At 64.0% G+C, this 21480-nt stretch carries 18 protein-coding genes; 8 read left to right on the top strand and 10 right to left on the bottom strand.

All coding sequences use genetic code 11. The annotated features are described in order from the left end of the window. Positions 1 to 161: 161 nt before the first annotated feature. Complete coding sequence (locus QRN42_RS01755) at positions 162 to 971, bottom strand: metal-dependent hydrolase (protein ID WP_284977717.1); 810 nt, start codon at positions 969 to 971, stop codon at positions 162 to 164. Between the two features lie 4 nt (positions 972 to 975). Beyond that, complete coding sequence (mfd, locus tag QRN42_RS01750; protein ID WP_284977716.1) at positions 976 to 4611, bottom strand: transcription-repair coupling factor; 3636 nt, start codon at positions 4609 to 4611, stop codon at positions 976 to 978. A 108-nt stretch (positions 4612 to 4719) separates the two neighbouring features. On the opposite strand from mfd, the gene QRN42_RS01745 reads away from it, so the two are divergent. The 4 genes from QRN42_RS01745 (at position 4720) to nhaA (ending at position 8507) form a co-directional block, all read left to right on the top strand. After that, the gene (locus tag QRN42_RS01745) at positions 4720 to 6258 is read left to right on the top strand and encodes an SDR family oxidoreductase (protein WP_284977715.1); all 1539 of its coding nucleotides are present in this window, start codon (positions 4720 to 4722) and stop codon (positions 6256 to 6258) included. A gap of 47 nt (positions 6259 to 6305) precedes the next feature. Then, positions 6306 to 6803 carry a DUF2505 domain-containing protein gene (locus QRN42_RS01740; protein ID WP_284977714.1) on the top strand — a complete coding sequence of 166 codons (498 nt, stop codon included), beginning with the start codon at positions 6306 to 6308 and terminating at the stop codon, positions 6801 to 6803. 2 nt (positions 6804 to 6805) lie between these two features. Further along, positions 6806 to 7027, top strand: a complete 222-nt coding sequence (locus QRN42_RS01735) for an SCO4848 family membrane protein (RefSeq protein ID WP_284974430.1) — start codon at positions 6806 to 6808, stop codon at positions 7025 to 7027. Between the two features lie 151 nt (positions 7028 to 7178). Further along, on the top strand, positions 7179 to 8507 hold the full coding sequence (gene nhaA, locus QRN42_RS01730) for a Na+/H+ antiporter NhaA (protein WP_284977713.1): 1329 nt from the start codon (positions 7179 to 7181) through the stop codon (positions 8505 to 8507). A 3-nt stretch (positions 8508 to 8510) separates the two neighbouring features. On the opposite strand, the gene sufU is transcribed toward nhaA, so the two are convergent. The 4 genes from sufU to QRN42_RS01710 all read right to left on the bottom strand — a co-directional run bounded on the left by sufU (position 8511) and on the right by QRN42_RS01710 (position 14020). Continuing rightward, positions 8511 to 8963: a Fe-S cluster assembly sulfur transfer protein SufU gene (gene sufU, locus QRN42_RS01725; protein ID WP_284974428.1), complete on the bottom strand. Its 453-nt coding sequence runs from the start codon at positions 8961 to 8963 to the stop codon at positions 8511 to 8513. 58 nt (positions 8964 to 9021) lie between these two features. Further along, a complete protein-coding gene (locus tag QRN42_RS01720) occupies positions 9022 to 10347 on the bottom strand; it encodes a cysteine desulfurase (protein WP_284977712.1) in 1326 nt (441 codons plus the stop codon). Positions 10348 to 10400: 53 nt separating this feature from the next. Then, positions 10401 to 12836, bottom strand: a complete 2436-nt coding sequence (locus tag QRN42_RS01715) for an ATP-binding protein (protein WP_284977711.1) — start codon at positions 12834 to 12836, stop codon at positions 10401 to 10403. A 539-nt stretch (positions 12837 to 13375) separates the two neighbouring features. Next, the gene (locus tag QRN42_RS01710) at positions 13376 to 14020 is read right to left on the bottom strand and encodes a TetR/AcrR family transcriptional regulator (protein ID WP_284977710.1); all 645 of its coding nucleotides are present in this window, start codon (positions 14018 to 14020) and stop codon (positions 13376 to 13378) included. A gap of 127 nt (positions 14021 to 14147) precedes the next feature. On the opposite strand from QRN42_RS01710, the gene QRN42_RS01705 reads away from it, so the two are divergent. Then, a complete protein-coding gene (locus QRN42_RS01705; RefSeq protein WP_284977709.1) occupies positions 14148 to 14882 on the top strand; it encodes an SDR family NAD(P)-dependent oxidoreductase in 735 nt (244 codons plus the stop codon). A 110-nt stretch (positions 14883 to 14992) separates the two neighbouring features. After that, complete coding sequence (locus QRN42_RS01700; RefSeq protein WP_284977708.1) at positions 14993 to 15616, top strand: NADPH-dependent F420 reductase; 624 nt, start codon at positions 14993 to 14995, stop codon at positions 15614 to 15616. Positions 15617 to 15799: 183 nt separating this feature from the next. Here QRN42_RS01700 and QRN42_RS01695 read toward each other — a convergent pair whose 3' ends face one another. The 4 genes from QRN42_RS01695 to QRN42_RS01680 form a co-directional block, all read right to left on the bottom strand. Beyond that, a complete protein-coding gene (locus QRN42_RS01695) occupies positions 15800 to 16363 on the bottom strand; it encodes a dihydrofolate reductase family protein (protein ID WP_284977707.1) in 564 nt (187 codons plus the stop codon). Positions 16364 to 16510: 147 nt separating this feature from the next. Further along, complete coding sequence (locus QRN42_RS01690) at positions 16511 to 16732, bottom strand: hypothetical protein (protein WP_284977706.1); 222 nt, start codon at positions 16730 to 16732, stop codon at positions 16511 to 16513. 293 nt (positions 16733 to 17025) lie between these two features. Next, positions 17026 to 18942 (bottom strand): FG-GAP-like repeat-containing protein, encoded by a 1917-nt coding sequence (locus tag QRN42_RS01685; RefSeq protein WP_284977705.1) that lies wholly within the window; start codon positions 18940 to 18942, stop codon positions 17026 to 17028. Positions 18943 to 19255: 313 nt separating this feature from the next. Further along, positions 19256 to 19588, bottom strand: coding sequence for a hypothetical protein (locus QRN42_RS01680; RefSeq protein ID WP_284977704.1), 333 nt, complete (start codon positions 19586 to 19588; stop codon positions 19256 to 19258). A 335-nt stretch (positions 19589 to 19923) separates the two neighbouring features. Here QRN42_RS01680 and QRN42_RS01675 point away from each other — a divergent pair, with 335 nt between their 5' ends. Continuing rightward, complete coding sequence (locus QRN42_RS01675; protein ID WP_284977703.1) at positions 19924 to 20250, top strand: VOC family protein; 327 nt, start codon at positions 19924 to 19926, stop codon at positions 20248 to 20250. Between the two features lie 52 nt (positions 20251 to 20302). Further along, positions 20303 to 21412 carry an epoxide hydrolase family protein gene (locus tag QRN42_RS01670; RefSeq protein WP_284977702.1) on the top strand — a complete coding sequence of 370 codons (1110 nt, stop codon included), beginning with the start codon at positions 20303 to 20305 and terminating at the stop codon, positions 21410 to 21412. Positions 21413 to 21480: the final 68 nt, after the last annotated feature.

The raw sequence follows: 21480 nt of genomic DNA, 5'->3' as shown, positions 1-21480 counted from the left end.
AAAGTCCACGGTATGTCTGGCCCCGGAAGCAGGCACGAGTAGTGGCTACTCGAAAAATACCTGAAAAGTAGTGGTGGTCCTTGCCGAGTACTCGGTTTTCCCGCCGAAGACTACTTGCACGGGGACCCCGGCATGATGGCTGCGGGAGGTGCAATGACGCCTCACAACGGGGGCAGAAAACCGCCCAACGCTGCCAGGAAACCCGGCCAGTGCCGCTGCAGAAGCGCCCACGCAGCGGCGCCCATTCCCACCATGGCGTATCCGCTGACGGGGATGAGCACGAGCCACTCGCGGCGTGATCCGGCGCGTCCCAGCAAGGGTATGGAGAACGCTCCGTTGGCACGCCAAATGCCACTGATGAGGGACTTTCGGAGGAATTTGGGTGGCTTGATGACGATGGGCCAGAGAAGCGGCACTCCCCCTACGGTGATCATGTCGCCCACGATGTGCACTGCCACCCCGGTCAGCATGGACAGCGGCAACCAGCTCCACTGGCCCGGCGCGAACCAGGTCACGAGCCCTGCCATGACCACGGCGAAGAGCCAGTTGGTGATCCAGCCGGATTTCGGAAACAGGTGCAGCGCTTTCGCTGCCAGGTTGATCATGAACATGCACAGCAGCCCCGCACCGATGGACAGCCGTCCCAAGGGCGTCGTCATCTGGAATTGCGCGGCGATAGTGGCAAGCACCACGAACGCCGAGGCTCCCAGCAATGAATGCGTACCCTGCCGGTGGCCGCCGCTGGCTTTCTCGATGCCGACCGCAACCACATTGGACAGGGGCGGCAGCGAGTTCGCGATGGTGCTGTGACGGTGGTCCCAGTCGCACACCAAGGCGGTGCCCGCCGTCGCCATGGCGCCGATCAGGATGCCGGTGGGGTCCAGCGGGTACCAACCCAGGGCGTAGGGGCTGGTTGAGGCAATAGCTATCCACGCCGCGGCTCCTGATGCGGCGTGGTGTCCTCCCATCATCGGGCTAGCCTGCCTTTACGGGGACGTCGGTGAAGATCGCTTCGATGACGTTGTTGGCCCACTGCAGGATCTCGGCATCCTGCAGGTCCCGGCCGCCGATCCTAGCGGTTTTGGGTTTAGGAATGAGCACGGCGTCCAGGGCCGGCTTGACCTGCGAACCCGGGTACATCCTGTTCAGGCGCATGGTTTTGGACTCGGGCAGCTGCGCTGGCGAGAAACGGACGAAATTGCCCTGAAGGGCGACGTCGGACAGGCCGGCTTCGCGTGCGCCCACCCTGAAGCGCGCAACGGCAATGAGGTTCTGGACGGGCAACGGCGGCTCGCCGTAACGATCCACCAGTTCGGCCAAGACCTCATCGATGGCTTCGTAGGTGATGGCGGCGGCCAACTTGCGGTACGCCTCCAGGCGCAGCCTCTCGCCGGGCACGTAGTCGTGCGGCAGGTGGGCGTTCACTGGCAGCTCGATCTTCATCTCGGCGGCCTTCTCCTCGGCCTCGCCACGGTATTCCGCGACGGCCTCGCCCACCAGTCGGATGTAGAGATCGAAGCCGACGCCTTGGATGTGCCCGGACTGTTCGCCGCCGAGCAGGTTACCCGCACCACGGATTTCCAGGTCCTTCATGGCCAGCTGCATGCCGGCGCCGAGTTCATTGTGCGCGGCCACGGCCTTGAGGCGCTCCAGTGCCACCTCACCGAGTGGTTTTTCCGAAGGGTAGAGGAAGTAGGCGTAGGCGCGTTCACGGCCACGGCCAACGCGTCCCCGGAGCTGGTGGAGCTGCGAGAGTCCGTACTTGTCGGCACCGTCCACAATGAGGGTGTTGGCGTTGGAGATATCCAGGCCTGTCTCGATGATGGTGGTGCACACCAGCACATCGAAGCGCTTCTCCCAGAAGTCCACAATGATCTTTTCCAGGCGGCTCTCGGACATTTGGCCGTGCGCCACTTCCACCCGGGCTTCGGGAACAAGTTCGCGGATCTGGGCGGCAATGCGTTCAATGGAAGACACCCGGTTGTGCACGAAGAACACTTGGCCCTCGCGCATCAACTCCCGGCGGATCGCGGCGGAGGTCTGCTTGTTGGTGTAGGGGCCCACATAAGTCAGGACCGGATGGCGCTCTTCAGGTGGAGTGGCCAGCGTGGAGGTTTCCCGAATGCCGGTGAGGGACATTTCCAAGGTTCGCGGGATCGGTGTGGCGCTCATGGCCAGGACGTCCACGTTGGTGCGCATTTTCTTCAGCGCTTCCTTATGTTCAACGCCAAACCGCTGCTCTTCGTCAACGATAACCAGGCCAAGGTCCTTGAACTGGAAGTCCTTGGACAGGAGCCGGTGGGTGCCGATTACCACGTCCACGGCGCCGCTCTTCACGCCGTCGGCCGTCTCTTTGGCTTCCTTCGCGGACTGGAACCGTGAGAGCGGCTTCACGCGCAGGGGGAAGCCGGAGAAGCGCTCAGTGAACGTCTCATAATGCTGCTGGGCGAGGAGGGTGGTGGGGACCAGGACGGCCACTTGCTTACCGTCCTGGACGGCCTTGAAAGCGGCCCGGACGGCGATTTCGGTCTTGCCGTAGCCGACGTCCCCGGACACCAGGCGATCCATGGGGATCTCCCGCTCCATGTCCGCCTTGACCTCGTTGATGGTTGTCAGCTGGTCCGGAGTCTCCACGTACGGGAACGCCTCTTCGAGCTCCCGCTGCCACGGCGTGTCGGGCGCGAAGGCGTGCCCACGGGAGGCCATTCGCGCCGAGTAGAGCCGGATCAGTTCACCGGCGATTTCCTTGACGGCCTTGCGTGCCTTGGACTTGGTGCTGGCCCAGTCCGCGCCACCCATCTTGCTCAGCGCAGGCGCATCACCGCCGACGTAGCGCGTTACCTGGTCAAGCTGGTCCGTCGGAACGAAAAGCCGGTCCCCCGGCGCACCCCGCTTGGACGGCGCGTATTCCAGCACCAGGTATTCCCGCAGTCCGGCATCGGAGGAGGACGTACCGGCCACCTTCCGCTGGATCAGCTCCACGAACCGGCCGATGCCGTGCTGTTCGTGTACCACAAAGTCCCCCGCATGCAGTTGCAAGGGATCCACGGCGTTGCGCCTCTTGGACGGCATGCGCCGCATGTCCTTGGTGGAGCCCGCACTGGCGCGCCCCAGCAAATCGGCTTCGGTCAACAGGCCCAGTTTGAGGCCGTCCAAAACAAAACCACGTCCGACGGCGGCGGTGGTCACCTCGATGATCCCGGCCTGGGGTTCCTTATCCAGCGAGTCCACCCGGGAGCAAGGAATCTCCGCGTCATGGAACAACTCGGCAAGGCGCTGCGCAGGCCCAGGACCGTCCGTGACCACCACCAGACGCCACTGGTCCCGGACCCGGGAGCCAATGAACTCGAGCATCTCGGCCACATCGCCCTGGTAGCCCCGGGGCTCCCGGGCGCGCATGTTGAGGACGTCGATATCCAGGACCAGGTCTTCGTCGGTCGCGAGGGAGGTAATGGACCACCACGACACACTGTGTTCCAAGGCTGCCGAGCGGGTGTCCGTCAGGGAACGGAAGCTGGCGGCGTGCAGGTCCGACGAGGCCTGGGAAGAAAGGTCAAGGGGAGCCGAACCGCCGTCGGACGCTGTTGACCACGCGGCTTCGAGGAACTCCTCATTGGTGGCGGCGAGGTCGTGCGCACGGGTGCGCACCTTCTCGGGTTCGATGACCACTGACAGCGAGCCGGCCGGTAACGAATCCACGAATGGAACCATGGAATCAACCAGCACGGGCGCCAGGGACTCCATTCCTTCCACGGCGATTCCACCGGCGATCTTCTCCAGCATGTCAGCCGCTGCCGGCATGTCTGCCTTAAGCTTCGCGGCGCGGGACATCACCGAGGGCGTGATCAGGATTTCGCGGCAGGGCGGAGCGTGCAGTTCCGTGGGATGGTGAACGCCGGGCGCAGACAGCGAGCGCTGGTCTGCGACGGCAAACCACCGCATCTGGTCCACCTCATCGCCGAAGAACTCCACGCGGATGGGGTGGTCCTCGGTAGGCGGGAAAACGTCCAGGATGCCACCGCGCACTGCGAATTCACCGCGATGCGTCACCATGTCCACCCGGGCGTAGGCGGCATCGGAGAGGGCCCGGACCACGTCAGTGAAGGAACGGTCTTGGCCCACTTGCAGGGTGACCGGAACCAGGTCGCCCAGTCCGGCCACAATGGGCTGGACCACAGCACGAACGGGAGCCACCACCACGCGGAGGGGGGCCGACGTCGAGCTTTCCGGGTGGGTGAGGCGGCGGAGGACCGAAAGCCGGCGCCCGACAGTATCGGAGCGCGGCGAGAGCCTTTCGTGCGGAAGGGTTTCCCAGCTGGGGAAGGTCGCTACCGAGTCCGCGGGAAGGTAGGAAGCCAGGGCTGCGGTAAGGTCCTCGGCTTCGCGGCCGGTGGCGGTGACGGCGAGGACCACCGGTACGCTCTGTCCATTCGTCGTGTCGCCGGACACCAAAGCGTCGGCCATCTCAGCAAGCAACACGGCCCGCATCCCTGTGGGGGCACTGATCTGGTAGTCGCTGTTGCGGTCGGCGAAGGGCCGCTCAGCCTCCGTACGGACGCGGGCGAAAGTCTTGTCCTCCGCCAGTGCGCGGCGCAGACCGTTGAGGCTCATGGCTGAAACTCCTAGGGTGGTTCCAAGGGCAGGCAACACAAATGCCCGGAAATTCAGATGAATGCCGGGTCATTCCAGCCTACCCCTCCCCCACCCCCAGGAGTTCCGTTGCAGCCTTCCGAAGCCACCCATTCGAACACCCCTGAGCAGCCCAGGACCGTCTTGGTCACCGGCGCCACCGGCTACATCGGCGGACGCCTGGTCCCCCGGCTCCTCGAAGCGGGCCACAGGGTCAAGGTCCTGGTCCGCACGCCGCAGAAGATTGCCGACGTCCCCTGGCATGACCGCGTTGAAATTGTGGAGAACAGCCTGTCCGACGCCGAGGGACTCACCGAAGCTTTGAGCGGCGTCGAGGTCCTGTACTACCTGGTCCATTCCATGGCATCCGGCGGGGGTTTCGAGGCCAAGGAGGAAGCCATGGCCCGCCTGGTCGCAGGCGCCGCAGCCGACGCCGGCGTGGACAGGATTGTGTACTTGGGCGGCCTGCACCCGGCGGACACGGAGCTTTCCACACACATGCGTTCACGCGAGACCGTGGGGCGTGTATTCCTCGAGTCGCCGGTCGATTCGATCGTCTTCCAGGCCGGCGTGGTGATTGGTTCGGGGTCAGCGTCCTTCGAGATGATCCGGCACCTTGCCGACACCCTGCCTGTGATGCCCGCACCCAGTTGGGTGAATAACAGGATCGAGGCAATAGCGGTCCGCGACGTGCTGCACTACCTCGTTGCGGCCGCTGCCCTCCCGGAGAAGCTGAACCGTTCTTTCGACATCGGCTCCCGCGAGGTCTTGAAGTACAAGGAAATGATGAATGAATATGCCGCGGAGCGTGGGCTTCCGCGGCGGCTGGTTATCGCGCTCCCGGTCCCGGCGCCCAAGCTGGCCGGGCTATGGGTTGCCCTGGTGACGCCCATTCCGTGGTCCATGTCCTTACCTTTGGTGCAGTCACTCCAGCACGACGCCGTGTCACGGGAGCACGACGTCGACCACTACATTCCCAAGCCCGACGGCGGCCTGACGCCGTACCGCCGCGCCGTCGCCCTGGCGCTCGGCAAGGAAAGGGACGGGCAGGTGGAGACCACCTGGGCCAATGCCGGGATCGACGCCGATCCGCTGCCGAGCGACCCCGACTGGGCCGGTTACAAGGTGTATCTCGATGAGCGCACCTTCCACAGCGAAGCGAAGCCTGAGCAGGTGTGGACCATCATTGAGGGCATCGGCGGGAAGAATGGGTGGTATTCACTGCCCCTGGCCTGGCGGATCCGGGGATGGATGGACAAGCTGCAGGGTGGCGCCGGGCTGTTGCGTGGGCGCCGGCATCCCAAGACGCTGAACACGGGCGAGGTAGTTGATTGGTGGCGTGTAGAGGCCATCGAGCGGGGCCATCTCCTGCGCTTGCGGGCCGAGATGCGGGCCCCTGGAGGTGCGTGGCTTGAGTTGGGTGTAGAGCCCGACGGCGATGGCAGCCTTTACAAACAGCGCGCCATCTTCTTTCCGCGTGGTTTGGCGGGCAGGCTCTATTGGCTGGGTGTGTACCCGTTCCACGGATTCATCTTCCCCTCCATGGCCCGCAACATTTCCGCTGCCGCGATGGCCCTCCAAGAGACGCCGGAGGCGGCCGGTTCCGGGGTGCCCAGCGAGACCCCGTAGGATGTTGGGAGCTAAAAAGCTTCACCACCACCATCCACGGAGGACCCATGGCACTGAGCGCATCCACCACACTTCCGCACAGCGTTGACCGCGTCACCGCCGTATTTGTTGACGAGGACTTCCTGCGCCACACGAGCGAACTGGTGGGCGGCTCCCTCGTGTCGTTCACCATCGAGGGCGATACCGCCGGGCCGTTCAGCACCACCACCGTCCGGACCCTGCCCACCACTCGATTGCCGGAAATGGCCCGTAAGTTCGTCGGTGAAACCCTTACCGTGACCCAGAACGAGCAGTGGGAAGCCCCGGCAGCGGACGGCTCGCGTTCGAGCAACATTGCCCTCAAGGTTTCCGGCGCTCCGTTGGACGTCAAAGCTGTCCAGCGCCTGGTGGCCGACGGTACCGGCACGCGCATCGAACTCGAAGGCACCGTGTCTTCCTCCGTTCCGTTCCTCGGCGGCAAGATCGCCGATGCCGCCGAGCCCATGGTCGGCAAGGCTTTGAACATCCAGTCGCAGCAGGCCGAAGCCTGGCTCGAAAGCCACTAAGCATGAACATCCCCGCAATCCTGGCGATCATCCTGGTCATTGCCGGAGTGTGGTCCTTGGCGGTGTGGCCGCAGTTCCTCAAGCGCGTGATGAAGGATCCCCGCGCCCGCGACACTGCCGGTAAGGCCACCAAGTTCCTCACGGTCCACGTTGTCCTGGTCAGTATCTCCATGGTCCTTGGCCTCGCGACTGCGGTGATCGGCGTCGTGGGCCTGGTCGCCTAGCGCTGCCCGCACCTAACCAGGGGACAGCACACGTTTCCCTGAGCGGTTATTGGGACATGTGCTGTCCCCTGGTTGGGTAGAGTGGATATTGGTGTGCCGGGAAGTCTGGTCGGCGGTTTATTTGTAACGCCCTGACCAGATAAGGAACTTCGTGTCCAAGTTACCGGCACCTTCCAACCGCCTTTTCACCCGCTCAAGCTACCCCGAGTACCGCCGTATCCTCGCGATTCTCCGCACGGAGACTGTTGGCGGTGCGCTCCTCCTCGCGGCCACCGTGGCCGCCCTCGTCTGGGCGAATTCCCCGGCAGCTGATGGCTACTTCGCCCTACGGGACCTCGGTTTCGGCTACGCGCCGTGGCACTTGGATCTGAGTCTTGGCCATTGGGCCTCCGACGGCCTGCTGGCGGTGTTTTTCTTCCTCGCAGGCTTGGAGCTCAAGCGCGAATTCGTTGCCGGGGAGCTCCGCAAACCGGCCCGGGCAGTGGTTCCCGTGGCCGCTGCCGTAGGTGGCGTGGCGGTTCCGGCCCTCATCTACGTGCTCTTCAACCTCGGAAACCGGGACACGCTGACAGGGTGGGCAATTCCCACGGCCACGGACATCGCCTTCGCCCTGGCGGTCCTGGCCGTTATCAACACCCATCTTCCAGCCGCGTTGAGAACCTTCTTATTGACGCTCGCCGTGGTGGATGACCTCATCGCCATCGGCATCATTGCTTTCTTCTACTCCTCGGGACTCCAGCCGCTCCTGCTGCTGGCCGCTTTGGTTCCCTTGGGCCTGTTCACCGTGCTTGTCCAAAAGCGCGTCCGCACCTGGTACGTCCTGCTCCCCCTGGCGCTTGCAACCTGGGGTTTGGTCCACGCCTCGGGGATTCATGCCACGGTGGCCGGAGTGCTGTTGGGCTTCGCCGTTCCCGTCTCGGCCAGCGGGAGGAAAAACGAACCTGCTGAGGGCTTGGCTGAGTACCTCGAACACCGTCTCCGGCCGTTCTCTGCCGGCTTCGCCGTCCCCGTTTTCGCTTTCTTCTCCGCGGGCGTCACCTTATTAGGTTTTGACGGCGGTGCTTTCGACGGCGGTGCTTTCGACGGCGTCGGGGCCGCACTGCGGGATCCCGTGGCCCTTGGCATTGCCGCGGCCCTGGTAGTGGGCAAGGCCGTGGGTGTTTTTGGCACCACGTTCTTGGTCACCAAAACCACCCGCGCCAGCCTGGATTCCAGCATCGCATGGATAGACCTCTTCGGCCTGGCGCTGCTGGCCGGCATCGGTTTCACCGTCTCGCTGCTCATCGCCGAGCTCAGCTTCGGCCCCGCGTCGCCGCACACGGACCACGCCAAAGTCGCCATCCTGGCAGGTTCCCTGGTCTCCGCGCTGCTGGCCGCCGTCGTGCTTAAAGCCCGAAACCGGCGCTACCGGGCAGTCCAAGCCGATGAAGAACGCGACGACGACGGCGACGGCGTGCCGGACCTCTTTGCCCGGGACTGAACGCTAGGCGCTTGCCTGGTTCAAGGCGTCCTCGGCGGCTACCCAGGAGATCATGGCGCACTTGACCCTTGCCGCATAGCGCGCCACGCCTTCGAATGCCGCTGCGTCCCCCAGGATTTCCGGGTCCGCGTGCACCTTGCCACGGGAACGGAGCACCTCGCGGAAGGTGTCAATGACCGAGTGCAGCTCCGCGACCGACATTCCCTCACCGAGGTCCGTGAGGACCGACGCCGAGGCCATGGAAATGGAGCAACCGGCACCGTCCCAGCTGATCTGCTGCACCGTGCCATCGGCAACCGCCAGCCGCAACGTGACCTCGTCCCCGCACACGGGATTGAGCTGATGCGATTGACCTGTGGACGAACCCGCCGGCGCGGCGGTGTCAGCGAGGCCGCTGCCGTGGCGCTGCTTGGAATGGTCCAGGATAATTTGCTGGTACAGCTGGTCGAGACTCATGGTGTGTGTTGCCTGTTCTGGGAACTCGGGATCAAAGAAATCGGGATCAAAAATGCGCTCAGGCCTGGAAGTAGGCCCGGACCCCGGAAACAGCGTCAAGGAAAGCGTCAACGTCGTCCGTGGTGTTGTAGAGGTAGGTGCTCGCCCGGGTGGTAGCGGTCAGTCCGAGGCGCCGATGCAGCGGCTGCGCGCAGTGATGGCCAACCCGGACCGCGATCCCCCGGGCGTCAAGGAACTGGCCGACGTCGTGCGCATGAACACCGTCGACGTCGAACGCGGCCAAACCGATCCGCTCAGTCCCTGACGGCGGACCCACCACGCGGATGCCGTCGATGCTTTCCAAGCCCTTCACCAGCCGTTGTCCCAGCGTCGCTTCCCACGCATGAATGCGGTCGACGCCGGTCTCGGTCAGGTAATTGACGGCCGCCGCCAACGCCACCGCCTGCGAAATCCGTTGGGTCCCGGCCTCGAACCGCTGCGGCGCGGGCAGGTACTCGGCCCGCTCCATGGTCACCGTGGTGATCATGGAACCGCCGGTGAGGAACGGCGGGAGGGCATCGAGGAGTTCCTGCTTGCCGTAGAGCACGCCCACGCCCGTCGGTGCCAGCATCTTATGGCCGGAGAAGACAGCGAAATCGACGCCCAAGTCCTTGACGTTGATGGGCATATGCGGAACGGACTGGCAGGCGTCCAGAACCACCAATGCCCCAACCAGGCGGGCCATGGCTACGAGCTCCTGGACCGGGTTGATGGTACCGAGGACGTTGGAAGCGTGGGTGAACGCGAGGACCTTGGTCCGCTCTCCCACGATCTCGGCAGCTGCGTCCAGGCGAAGGGCGCCGTGGTCCGTTACCGGAATGTACTTCAAGGTGGCGCCGGTCCGGAACGCGAGCTCCTGCCAAGGAATGAGGTTGGCATGGTGTTCCATTTCGGTGACCACGATGTCGTCACCGGGGCCTACCGCCAGGTCTTTCAGGGCCGAACTGCCCCTCCCCTGCGCAGCCCAGAGCGTCGCGTTGGACAGGGCATAGCTGATCAGGTTCAGGCCCTCGGTGGCATTGGAGGTCCACACCGTTTCCTCGTACCCCGCGCCGATGAAGTCCGCGACAGTCTGGCGCGCGTCCTCGAAGACTTCTGTCGCTTCCACGGCCAAGTGGTGCGCGCCGCGATGAACTGCGGCGTTGCGTTGCTCGTAGAATTCCTGCTCCGCCTCGATAACGCTGAGCGGGTTCTGCGACGTGGCACCGGAATCGAGGTACACCAAGGCCTGGCCATTGACTTGCTGGTGGAGGACCGGGAAATCATTCCGGATTCGGAGCACCTCTGCGTTGTCCATGGCGTTCATGGACCGTTGCAGTGAGGCGGGAGTTGATACGGCAGTCAAGGGGCGCTCCTTGGAAATCCTTCAGGGACTCCCAATTATCCCACGCAGGGCGGTCACAACGGTGTGCCGTTGGCCACCTCACCCGCGGTTGTCCCCAGCACCCCTCCCGGGGATGGAGCAACCTCACTCTCGAGTGCGCCAGGGAGCCGTTGGAGGAGGCCGGCCGCGCGCCGGCCAGCAGCCCAGCGTCCACTTGCGTCATATCCGCTCGCCGCACGGGAATAGCACATCGCAGCGTGCGCAAACTGGCGGTCCGAGGCGAGGGACTTTCCCGCCAGTTCCAGCAGTCTTGGGTTGTCAGTCCCCAGGGCGGAGGCGAACTTACCGAGCGACGAGGCCCAAGCACCGTCCAGGCTCCCCGCCACCTCAGTCAAGCGGCCAATCACTGGATCATCGGCTGCTACACCTGCGTTCGCCTTGTTGAGCACAGAGAGCGATAACGCTTCGGCCTCCAGGGTAGGCCGTCCTTCTGCACGGAACCGCCCGGCCAGGTGCAGTAGGTAACCGGACGGGGCATCCGCCGCATCCTGGGCTGCAGCAGTGAACAAGCCAGCGAGCTGCGGCAGGAGTTGGCCGGTGCCGATCCGAGCCATGGCGGCGCCACTTTCCTTGATCCTTGCAGTGGCTCGTTCGGTCTGTCCGGTGGCCGCCTCCACATACGCGAGCATGGCTGTGGCAAGCGAGTAGACGGCCGGGAGGCCGGCGTCGGACAGTTCTGCAACCGCCGGCTCCAACGTCCGCTGTGCCGTCGGCAGTAACCCCTGGCTGAGTTGGGTGTACCCGCGTGCAACGTCATGGCAGAGGGCAACATGCAGCGGCAGCGCGTACACGGTGGCGGACTCCAGCAAGCCATCCGCTTCTTCCCAGGCCAGGCTGTACCTGAGGGCCACCATGTGCCTCAGGATCACACCGGGCCGAAAGACCTCCAAGCGAGGATCAGCAGCAATGTTGTCCATTGCCGCCGAGGATGGTGCCAATCCCGCCCTGAAGTTGCCGGCGAGCACCAGCCGTTCCGATTCCCTGACGGCCCCGGTCAGGGAATCGGCATCCTCCGACACTCCCGACGGTTCGCCTTCCACTACCCCTAACAGCTCCAAGGCCGCGAGACGGTCTGCGGCACTTACGCGAACCTCGGCCGGGATTCCAGCCGCCGCCAACTGCCGCAACTCCAGGGCGGCTTCCCGGAGGCGGCCTTCGGCCACCAAGGCCCGGGCCGTCACGAGCCTCACCTCGTCCCGGTGCGCAACTCCTGCCACCGCGGCCGTTGCGCGCAGTGCCAGCGCTGCTGTGGAGGGCCTGTCAGCGGCCGGTGCCGCGGCCAGCAGAAGCTCTTCAGGCAGTGGCAATCCGCACGCGAGCGTCCACGTCAACCATCGGAGCATGGTCGGTGCCGATGCAGGCGTCAGGGAGGGCACATCCGCCGCCAACCGCAAAGCGATACTGCGCGACGCTGGCACCGACCGCCGCGTTCCCTCGCCAAATAGCCAGGACGCCGTCCGGATCAGGGGCGGGCGCCCCGCCAGCAGCCTGAGGTGGTGGGAGGCCAACAGCCGCTCCACGACGACTTGGCCATAGCTTCGCTCCACAGTCTCCAGGGGCAACGGTTCCGCGAGCGCCACGAGTTCGAGTGCTTCCCGTTCCTCGTCGGGTCGCTGGGCGTTCTCACACTCCACGCGGCGAACCACCCGTGGCCAGTGACAGTGCAGGCCGGCGTCTATAGTCCAGAAGCCGTGCCGCAGTACCAGGAGTCCGGCCTCAAGGGCGTCCTCGATCGCAAGGCGCAGGAAACCCACGTTGAAACCGCTCAATGCGCAGAGGAGAGCGCTGGCTCGCTCCTGGACGTTGCCCCCAAGAATGCTCCTGCACACCTGATGCGCTTCCGGGAAAGTCAGCGGCGGGAGCGCGTACTGCTCCAGGAACCCGTCCTCCCACAGCTGGTAGAGATCCTGCGGAAGTGGCCCTCCGCTGTCTGCCGTGGCCACCAGGGTGGCACCGAACCCCGGGATCAGCTGAAGAAGGACGGCCAGAGAGGCTTGGTCGATGTGCTGGATATCGTCCACCAGCAGGACCAGTGGAGGCCTGCCCGACGGCGGACCGCCGCGGCTCCGGCGTCGCGCATTGCCGGGGGCGAACAAGTGCTGCGCCGGACCGAGCGTGCGGGTGAAAGCCCGGAGGACATTCAATCCCGGCGGGGTGCCCTGATCCTCGTAGGCTTCGTTGAGCGCATTCAAGATGCCGTAGGGGGTCGCTGCAAGTTCGGGCGTTCCGGCAAAGCTGCGGACGTCCAGGTTGGCAGGAAGGGCCGCCTTGACCGCCCGCAACAACCCGCTCTTTCCAGATCCCCGGTCACCTACTACCACGACGCCGTGGGTGGAAGGTGAGGGTACAGCGGAAACGATGAGCTGGAGCAACTGTGTCCGGTCCGGGAAGGCTGATGGCTTCAGGCCTGATTCGGCAGTTTCTTCATCCAGCCAAGGATCCGGCAACATGCACACTCCAATAGCAGCAGTCCCTGGTCCGGGAAGTTTGGGTTCCGCGATTCGCGGGTCCTTGGCCTAGAAGCCGGCGGCGGCTGGGGGGAGAGTCTCGGTCTCAGAAGACTCTGTCGCCGCCGGCTTCGTCCAAGGCCGAACCGCCTTTCGACGGCCGGTGCATCGGCTCAAAGAGACCACCGATGCGGATGATGCGACTTGTGGAATCCCGGTGATGCTTGGGGCTAAACCGTTCTTCCAAGAACAATCCTGCCGTTCGGATGAACCCCGTACACCAGTAGTTGGTACTCGATTACTTGGGAGCTTTGGTTCGGCACATACCCTGTTGTACTCAGTACCGCGGACCTGCACTACTTGGTTGGGACACGAAAAAACGGCCCATTACTCCAATGAATGGCCAAACGCAGGTCAATGCCGGAACGGGTGGTCCTTCGGGCCCGGAGGGGTACTCGGAAGCGGTGGGCGCCGACCGGTGACTTGACTGTGTTTTCAGGCAAGTCAACCGACTCGCTATTCTGCCCGATGTAGCTTTCTGATCACATCTGCCCAGGGGTGTGTTCAAGGACGCGGGCCTGGCCAGGGTGTTCGACGGCAATGGCGCCGGCCGGTGCCATTGCCCTGGGGGTGGCGTTGTCGATGAGGACCGTTGCGATGGCGGCAGCGGTGGCGAAGGTGTCGGTGTTGAGGACCCGGCTCCGGGCCGAAGCGCCGTCCAGCAGCAGCGCGAGTTGCTCGCCGAGCTCCTCGGGGTTGGTGGCGCCGGCGTCGCGGGCGGTATCCGTGAGCCGCGCGGCAAAATCTCTTTTGTAGTTGCGGGCGTAGGCGCGTGCCGGGTGGTCAGGGTCGGGGATTTCGACGGCCGCTGCGATGAACGGGCACAGGGGCGCGTGGATGTCGAAGATGGCGAGGAGTCGTTCGCGGGGCGTGAGGTCGGTGCGGTCGAAGACCTCGGGCAGGATGTTGGGATCGAATTGCCGGAGGCATTCGGTGATCAGCTCGTCCTTGCCGGCGAAGTGCTGGTACAGCGTTCGCTTGGACACCTCAGCCGACGCGCAGAGCTGGTCCATCCCGGTGCAGTTGATGCCCTGATCGCGGAACAGTTGCTGTGATGCGCTGAGGATGCGCTCCCGCGCGCCCCTACCCCGGCGCAGACCCCGCGGTCCTTTCTTCAACTCCGTCATACAACCAGCTTATCCCACCAAGGGTACGGCTCGGTGTACTTAACTTGAGCCACGCCCAACCACGTGGATACGTTAAGCACTCAGTTCGGTGTACTTAACGCCGACGGGACGTATGAATGGAGCACTCATGGGAAAGCTTGACGGCAAGGTCGCGGTGATAACCGGCGGATCCACTGGCATGGCACTGGCCGGCGCAAAACTGTTCGTCGAAGAAGGAGCGCACGTCTTCATCCAGGCCCGACGGCAGGAAGCACTGGATGACGCCGTCAAACGGATCGGCCGCAACGTCACCGCCGTCCAAGGTGACGCGGCCCACCTGGACGATCTGGACCGCTTGTACGACACCGTCAAACGGGAGAAGGGTTCGATCGATGTACTGTGGGCCAGCGCCGGGATGGGCGAACCCGCCACCCTCGGCGAGATCACCGAGGAACAGTTCCACCGCGCGTTCTCACTCAACGCGCGCGGCACCCTGTTCACGGTCCAGAAGGCCTTGCCTCTGATCAACGACAACGGCTCGATCTTCATGACCGGATCAAACGCCTCCCTCGGAGCATTCCCCGGCTGGAGCCTCTACGCGGGAAGCAAAGCTGTCCAGCAAGCCTGGGCCCGCGTGTGGCTCAACGAACTGCGCGACCGCAAGATCCGGGTCAACGTCCTGACCCCCGGCCAGGTCGCCACTGCGAAACAGGCAGAACTTTTCGACGACGCAACCAAGTCCGCATTCGAGTCCCTCATTCCCCGTGGGGCAATGGGCCGCCCAGAAGAAATCGCCTCAGTCGCCCTGTTCCTCGCTTCCGACGACTCCAGCTACGTCAACGGCCTGGAACTGGTCGCAGACGGCGGCACCACTGCACTCTGAACCACACACCGGGAATCCCACGGGCAAACCCTCCCAACTCCCGTCGCCACAACGAACTGATCTCCAACAAGACAAAGCGACACCTCTAAAACAAGAAAAGAGCACAACTCATGAGCACTATTACCCTCATCGGCACCGGAAACATGGCCCGCACTATCGGCACCCTGGCAGTGGAAGGCGGCAATACCGTCGAAGTCATGGGACGTGACCAGTCCAAGGCAGATCACCTGGCCAAGACTCTGGGCGGCGGGACGACGACGGGCACGTGGGGAGCCGTCCCGGCCGGCAGCATCGTCATCACGGCCCTGTTGTACGACGGTGTCGTTCCTGTCGTCGCAGAGTACGGTGACGCCCTCGCAGGCAAGGTCATCATCGACATCAGCAACCCCTTCAACGCCACGTTCGACGGGCTGGCCCACAACGGGGAGACCTCGATCGCCCAGGAAGTCGCCAAGGTGGCCCCGGCCAGCGCCAGCGTGGTGAAGGCATTCAACACCATCTTCCGCAATGTCCTGGAGAAGGGCCGGCCCAACGTCCTTATCGCGGGCGACAATGCGCAAGCCAAGGCGGACGTGGCGGCATTCACCGAAAGCCTCGGGCTGCGCCCGCTGGACGTCGGCGGCCTGAAAATGGCCCACTGGCTGGAAGGAATGGGCCTGGTCACGGTGGGACTCGCCGGGAACGGGGTCGGCCACTGGGACTTCGCCCTCGGCGTCAACGAATTCGCCGGCTGAGCCGCGGGAGCCGAGCAATCACCGGTCAGGGCGCCGTGCGTCCTGACCTGGGTTAGGGATCCCTCAGCGGACGCCTCGTCTGCGGTTAGAACAGGATCCGGTAGGAGCCTCACGATCGCCTCGAACGCAGCGCCACGAGTTCTTTGGGCGGGCCGAAGCCCGCGCTGATTCGACGTCGGGCACTCAGCTCCTGGTCTCGTACTTGGTAAGGACCACGCCGTCGGGAAACGTCCGGGTCTCCACCAGGCTCAGGTTCACCCAGTTGTCCAGGGCTGTGAAGAACGGCGTGCCGCCGCCCACGAGGACCGGATGGGTGACGATTACGTACTCGTCGATCAGCCCGGCCCGCATGGCCGCGGCGGCGAGTGTGGCACCGCCGATGTCCATGGGGCCGCCGTCGTCGGCCTTGAGCCGGATGATCTCGGTGACCGCGTCGCCGGTGACCAGGCGGGTATTCCAGCCGACCGTGCTGGTCGACGAGGAGAACACCACCTTTCGCATGTCCCGCCAGCGGCGGGCGAACTCGATCTGTGCCGCTGTGGCGCCAGGCTGCTGGTCGGCGGTCGGCCAGTGGGAGCTCATCGTCTCCCACAGCTTGCGCCCGTACAGCGCAAGGCCCGTCTCCCCCACCCGGTCGGACCACCATTGGAACAGCTCGTCGCTCGGTACGCTCCAGCCGAGGTCGTCTCCGGCCGCGGCGATGTAGCCGTCCAGGCTCAGGTTCATGCCGAAGGCTAGTTTGCGCATGGCACCAGTCTCCTGTGAATCGGTTTTCGTTGTACAGACCCGCATGGCGCGGAAATGTGATCGGTCAGGCCACACCGAGGGCCAGCTGACCACCACGCCAAGCAGATGCTCCGAACGGAAAGGATCCTTACGCGGTCACCCCACAGTTCATTCGCCGGTGGCGGTTGCCTCGATCCAATCGACTGCTTCGTCGGAGAGGTAAATTCCCTCGGGTCCCCGGTCCCCGATCCACCAAGCGTCCGATGTCACGGTGCCGCCAGCTGCTGCGATCTTGTTCACCACATCTGCGGCGATAACCTCGCCGTTGTGTTCGATCAGCCACGCCTGTGCCTCGGCGTCTAATTTTGGCCACCACTCAATGGTCTTCATCCTGCAATCCTCCACCGCGGTGTAGCGGATGGAAAGTCGCAAAGTGCCCAAGGATCCCTGTCCGCAACAGTCAAAAAACGACCCTTTGTGCCTGTATCGAAAGGGAAGGTCGGGGTACGTCCCTGTGAATCCTAGCGATAAGTGGCGGCATTCTCGCGGCGCTAAATGTCGCACCGGTGCCCGCACGCCGATCGTCCACACGGACGCCGGGCGAGGCGCCTATGGCCCTCCGTCTGCAGGCATGTTCCGCAACGATTGCAGGATCCTTTCCACGGGTCGTTACCGCCGACGGCTTAGGGGACGGCCGTCATGCCGTTCCAGCCTTGGCCGACCTGGCTGCGGTCAAGCCACCCACCGGAACCGTCACCGGGGTACAGCCACAGGACGCCATTCTGGTCGCTGGCGAGAAGATCAGTGTTGCCGTCACCGGTGAAGTCACCTGAGCCAATAATGGCCGTCATGACGTTCCAGCCGGAGCCGACCTGGGCCCGGCCCAGCCAGCCCCCGGAGCCGTCCCCCGGGTACAGCCACAGGTTGCCCGCACTGTCTCGGGCGAGCACGTCCATGTTGCCGTCACCGGTGAAGTCACCTGAACCGATGATGGCCGTCATGACGTTCCAGCCGGAGCCGACCTGGGCCCGGGCCAACCAGCCCCCGGAGCCGTTGCCCGGGTATAGCCACAGGTTGCCCGCACTGTCTCGGGCGAGCACGTCCATGTTTCCGTCACCATTGAAGTCACCTGAACCGATGATGGCCGTCATCACGTTCCAGCCGGACCCGACCTGGGACCGGGCCAACCAGCCCCCGGAGCCGTTGCCCGGGTATAGCCACAGGTTGCCCGCGGTGTCGCGGGCCAGCACATCGGAGGCACTGCGCCCGTTAAAGTCACCCGCGCCGATGATGGCCGTCATCACGTTCCAGCCGGACCCGACCTGGGACCGGCCCAGCCAGCCACCGGAGCCGTTGCCCGGGTACAACCACAACTTCCCACCGGGGTCCCGGGCCAGCAAGTCCGTCTTCCCGTCCCCGTTGTAATCCTTCCTGGGTGTGGCCCCGTCAATCACCGCCACAGTATTGCCGAAGCTGGTGACGTAGATTTTGTTGGTCACCTGGTTCACCGCCACCGAATAATGGCCGCCGACGGCAACCGCCGCGGTGGTGTTGGTGGCCCCGTCAATCACCGCCACAGTGTTGGCATAGTTCTGGCCGAGGCCGGTGACGTAGATTTTGTTGGTCGCCTGGTTCACCGCCACGGAATCACCGCTGCCGCCGACGGTGGCGGTGGTGTTGGTGGCCCCGTCGATCACCGTCACAGTGCCCCCGGTGACGTAGATTTTGTTGGTCATCTGGTTCACGGCCACAGCACTCGGGTAATTGCCGGTCGTGAGGTTCGCGTCGATGGTGTTGGTGGCCCCGTCGATCACCGTCAAAATGTTGCTGTCCCGGTTGGCGACATAGATTTTATTGGTCACCGGGTTCACCGCCACCGACATCCGGTGGTAGCCGGTGGCAATGGGAACGGTGGTTGTGGAGTTGGTGGCCCCGTCGATCACCGTCACAGTGCTGCCATACGAAGGGGCGACGTAGATTTTGTTGGTCACCGGGTTCACCGCCAGCTTCCCCGTCCCGGTGGCGACGGGGACGGCGGTTTTCGTGTTGGTGGCCCCGTCGACCACCGCCACGGTGCCACGGTCACCGGAGGCGTAGATCTTGTTGGTCACCTGATTCACCGCCAGCATCCCTGCGCCCGGGATGACGGGAAAGCCGAGGCCGGTTGTGGTGTTGGTGGCCCCGTCGATCACCCCCAGATAGGCACCACAAGCACAACCGGAACCGTCGCCCTTGGTGAAGTAAATCTTGTTGGTCTCCGGGTTTACAACCACCGACCCGCCCTGGCCGCTCATGCCGGCCTGAACGGTCGCAGTGGTGTTGGTGGGCGCGTCGATCACCGTCAGAGTGGAGTCATAGTTATCGACATAGATCTTGTCGGTCGCCTGGTTCACCGCGACCGCTCCCGACATGGGGCCAGCGGGTACGGTCGTATCCGCCCGTGCCGGGTGGGCGCCCGCTCCGAGCAACAAGGAACCCGCCATCACCGCGGTAGCTACCGCGGCCACAACCCTCCGCGTGCCCGGTACCGAACGGGCCGTGGTCCACGGACCCACCCCGCCCCAGCCGACCGCGGTACCCAAGGCATGTTGATGTTCCATGGCACCCCCCCCACCAGTCACGTACTACCTCGGTCAGAACTTTTCTGCAGATTACACCTCGACGACGGCAGGAACCCCCAAGTGCAGGCACCCCGCGAAAATGACATCCGGGAACAGGAAGAGTTGCGCCTCCAAAGTCCGAAAAAGCTGTAAATATCGACGCGGCAGCAGTAGACCGACCGGCAGCAGGCAGACCTGGGGCTGCCCCCGGTTTGGTTGACTGCTTCACCTAAGTCGCAGAGTGACCGAAGTGTCCGGTAGAGGATCCCTCGCCGCGCTTCGAACGATAGATCCCGAATTCGTGATCGACCCCTCAGTCGAGTTCGCGCCAGCCGTGACGAGTCCGCTTCAGCAGTTCGGCCAAGTCGCGGCGGTTCCGATGACGCTCTGCCCGGCGCTCATCGCGCAGACCATCTGCGTCATGGCAGAGCGGGCAGCAGCACGTGTTTGTTCCGGTGTACTGGAATTCCCAGTGGCAGGACCACCGGGCCATAAGGCCGTCCTTGTGCTCGACCTGCTCCAGGTCCCCCTGGATGGTGGTTGGCAGGTCGCAGATGCCGTCCCGATGATCGTGGACAGCGAGACGGTGCAACGTACCGTCCCACAGGCGGATACGAAACGGCTGGGTCTTCTCGGTACGGGACATATGACGCTCCTACATTCTGCGGCAGCGTCCATCCCACGGGATTGAGGTAGGTCACCGCCGCCAAGATAGGTCGGCGTCACGAGGTCTGCGGAACATACGACCAGTCTGGCATCTAGCGAGAGCATCGGACCAGAGGCTACGTTCTCCGCCTAGCGGATCCTTAACGGGCCGAAATCGCGGGTCCGAAAAATGAAGCAACTCGGCTGGCGGTTTCTGGTCCGCCCCACAGCGGCTACCGACAAGGGGCCGCGCCGCCCGGGTCAATATCAGATGACTCCTCAATAGCGGCTACTCGGGCATCTCCATGGGCATGGAGCCTACCCCGGGGAATCACGATGGCTGCCATAGTGAACTACTTCGAGGTCGGCTCGGCCGACCCGGATGCCGCCCGGAGCTTCTACGGCTCACTATTCGACAGGACTTTCGTGAAGGCCGCGATCGCCCAAGCAGAATCGCTCGGCGCGAGCGTCGCCGTCCCGTTCGTCGACAACGGCGCCATCGAGTTCGACCAAGAGAAACCGCGCCTTGCCGATGGCTCAGAAAACGCCGACGGCGGTCCTACCTCGGTGGTGACAGTATGGAAGAGGCGCACCGCGGCCACTTCCCAGAAATCCGCTAAGCCACCGGCTTGCGGACACGACTTGATGTCACTCGGGCGATAAGCTTCGAAAACCTTCTCCACACTGAGGAGCTTCGCTGCACTTAAAGGAGCTCATGAACTTCGCGCCCAGCCACAATGACGTCGCCGATCTGCGCCGGAGACTCCGCGACACACGTTGGTCGACACCTTGGCCGTCCACGAGTTGGGAAGCCGGGACCGACCACAACGAGCTGCGTCGTTTAGTCACCTATTGGTCCGAGGATTTCGACTGGGAAGCACAACAACGTCGGATGGCCGCGTTGCCGTGGGAGACGGCGGACATCGGCGATGTCGCCCTTACCTACCTCCGCTTCGACGCAGAGACCAAAGGCGGTCTTCCCATCGTCCTCACGAATGGATGGCCCAGCACAGCACTCGAGTTGGTAGATCTGGCCCAGCGCTTGGCGACGCCGTCACAGTTCGGGAAGGACCCGGACAACGCCGTCACGGTGATCGTTCCAGCCCTCCCTGGACTGCCGTTCTCACCACAAAGGCCTACGTTTGGCGAACAGACACACGATCTCTGGCACTCGCTGATGACCGATCACCTCGGTTTCACGCGGTATGCCGCTCATGGGGGCGATCTTGGCGCCGGCATCACCTCACGGCTCGCGCAGGCGTACCCCGAAGAGGTCGCGGGAATCCACCTCCTGGCGGTCGCCGCCCCTCGGCAATATGACCAGACGACACTGACTACAGAAGAACGCGAACACCTGGCCCGAGTCGAGGCGTGGGTAGCCGCAGAAGGCGCCTATCAACACCAGCAACAGACGCGTCCACTCACGCTGGCTCCCGCGCTTTCAGACTCTCCAGCGGGACTTCTGTCGTGGATACTCGAGAAGCATCGAGCGTGGAGCGACTGCGACGGAGACGTCTCGACACGATTCAGCGACGACTACCTCATCACACTCGCCTCCGTGTACTGGTTTACAAACTCCATCGGGACGTCGTTTCGCCCGTATTACGAGTTCGCGGCGGGTTTCACCGCCCGGGTCGAAAGGGTGAACGTTCCGACCGCTCTCGCGCTCTTTCCGCGCGACCTTGCGAGCCCACCCCGCAGCTGGGCCGAGCGAACGTACGACGTAAGGCGCTTCACAAGGATGCCCCGTGGCGGACACTTCGCACCACACGAGGAACCTGAACTTCTAGCCGACGACATCATGGAGTTTCTTCCGACGTTATGAGGGGACTGCCTCCGGTGAAGGATCGTCAACCGGACAGGTTTCAAGCCGGATTCTTGAACGAATACAGT

It is taken from the genome of Arthrobacter sp. fls2-241-R2A-200 (assembly GCF_030209745.1).
In the GTDB taxonomy this organism is placed as follows: domain Bacteria; phylum Actinomycetota; class Actinomycetes; order Actinomycetales; family Micrococcaceae; genus Arthrobacter.
The sequence above is the reverse complement of the archived record's forward strand: the minus strand, read 5'-3'. Positions and strand labels throughout refer to the sequence as shown.

Excerpts from the sequence above, each read along its gene's own strand:
- QRN42_RS01695 (WP_284977707.1), bottom strand. The coding sequence starts at position 16,363 with ATGCGCAAACTAGCCTTCGGCATGAACCTGAGCCTGGACGGCTACATC.
- mfd (WP_284977716.1), bottom strand. The coding sequence starts at position 4,611 with ATGAGCCTCAACGGTCTGCGCCGCGCACTGGCGGAGGACAAGACTTTC.
- QRN42_RS01680 (WP_284977704.1), bottom strand. The coding sequence starts at position 19,588 with ATGTCCCGTACCGAGAAGACCCAGCCGTTTCGTATCCGCCTGTGGGAC.
- sufU (WP_284974428.1), bottom strand. The coding sequence starts at position 8,963 with ATGAGTCTCGACCAGCTGTACCAGCAAATTATCCTGGACCATTCCAAG.
- QRN42_RS01685 (WP_284977705.1), bottom strand. The coding sequence starts at position 18,942 with ATGGAACATCAACATGCCTTGGGTACCGCGGTCGGCTGGGGCGGGGTG.
- QRN42_RS01740 (WP_284977714.1), top strand. The coding sequence starts at position 6,306 with ATGGCACTGAGCGCATCCACCACACTTCCGCACAGCGTTGACCGCGTC.
- QRN42_RS01715 (WP_284977711.1), bottom strand. The coding sequence starts at position 12,836 with ATGTTGCCGGATCCTTGGCTGGATGAAGAAACTGCCGAATCAGGCCTG.
- QRN42_RS01735 (WP_284974430.1), top strand. The coding sequence starts at position 6,806 with ATGAACATCCCCGCAATCCTGGCGATCATCCTGGTCATTGCCGGAGTG.
- QRN42_RS01690 (WP_284977706.1), bottom strand. The coding sequence starts at position 16,732 with ATGAAGACCATTGAGTGGTGGCCAAAATTAGACGCCGAGGCACAGGCG.
- QRN42_RS01675 (WP_284977703.1), top strand. The coding sequence starts at position 19,924 with ATGGCTGCCATAGTGAACTACTTCGAGGTCGGCTCGGCCGACCCGGAT.
- QRN42_RS01755 (WP_284977717.1), bottom strand. The coding sequence starts at position 971 with ATGATGGGAGGACACCACGCCGCATCAGGAGCCGCGGCGTGGATAGCT.
- QRN42_RS01705 (WP_284977709.1), top strand. The coding sequence starts at position 14,148 with ATGGGAAAGCTTGACGGCAAGGTCGCGGTGATAACCGGCGGATCCACT.
- QRN42_RS01710 (WP_284977710.1), bottom strand. The coding sequence starts at position 14,020 with ATGACGGAGTTGAAGAAAGGACCGCGGGGTCTGCGCCGGGGTAGGGGC.
- QRN42_RS01670 (WP_284977702.1), top strand. The coding sequence starts at position 20,303 with ATGAACTTCGCGCCCAGCCACAATGACGTCGCCGATCTGCGCCGGAGA.
- QRN42_RS01700 (WP_284977708.1), top strand. The coding sequence starts at position 14,993 with ATGAGCACTATTACCCTCATCGGCACCGGAAACATGGCCCGCACTATC.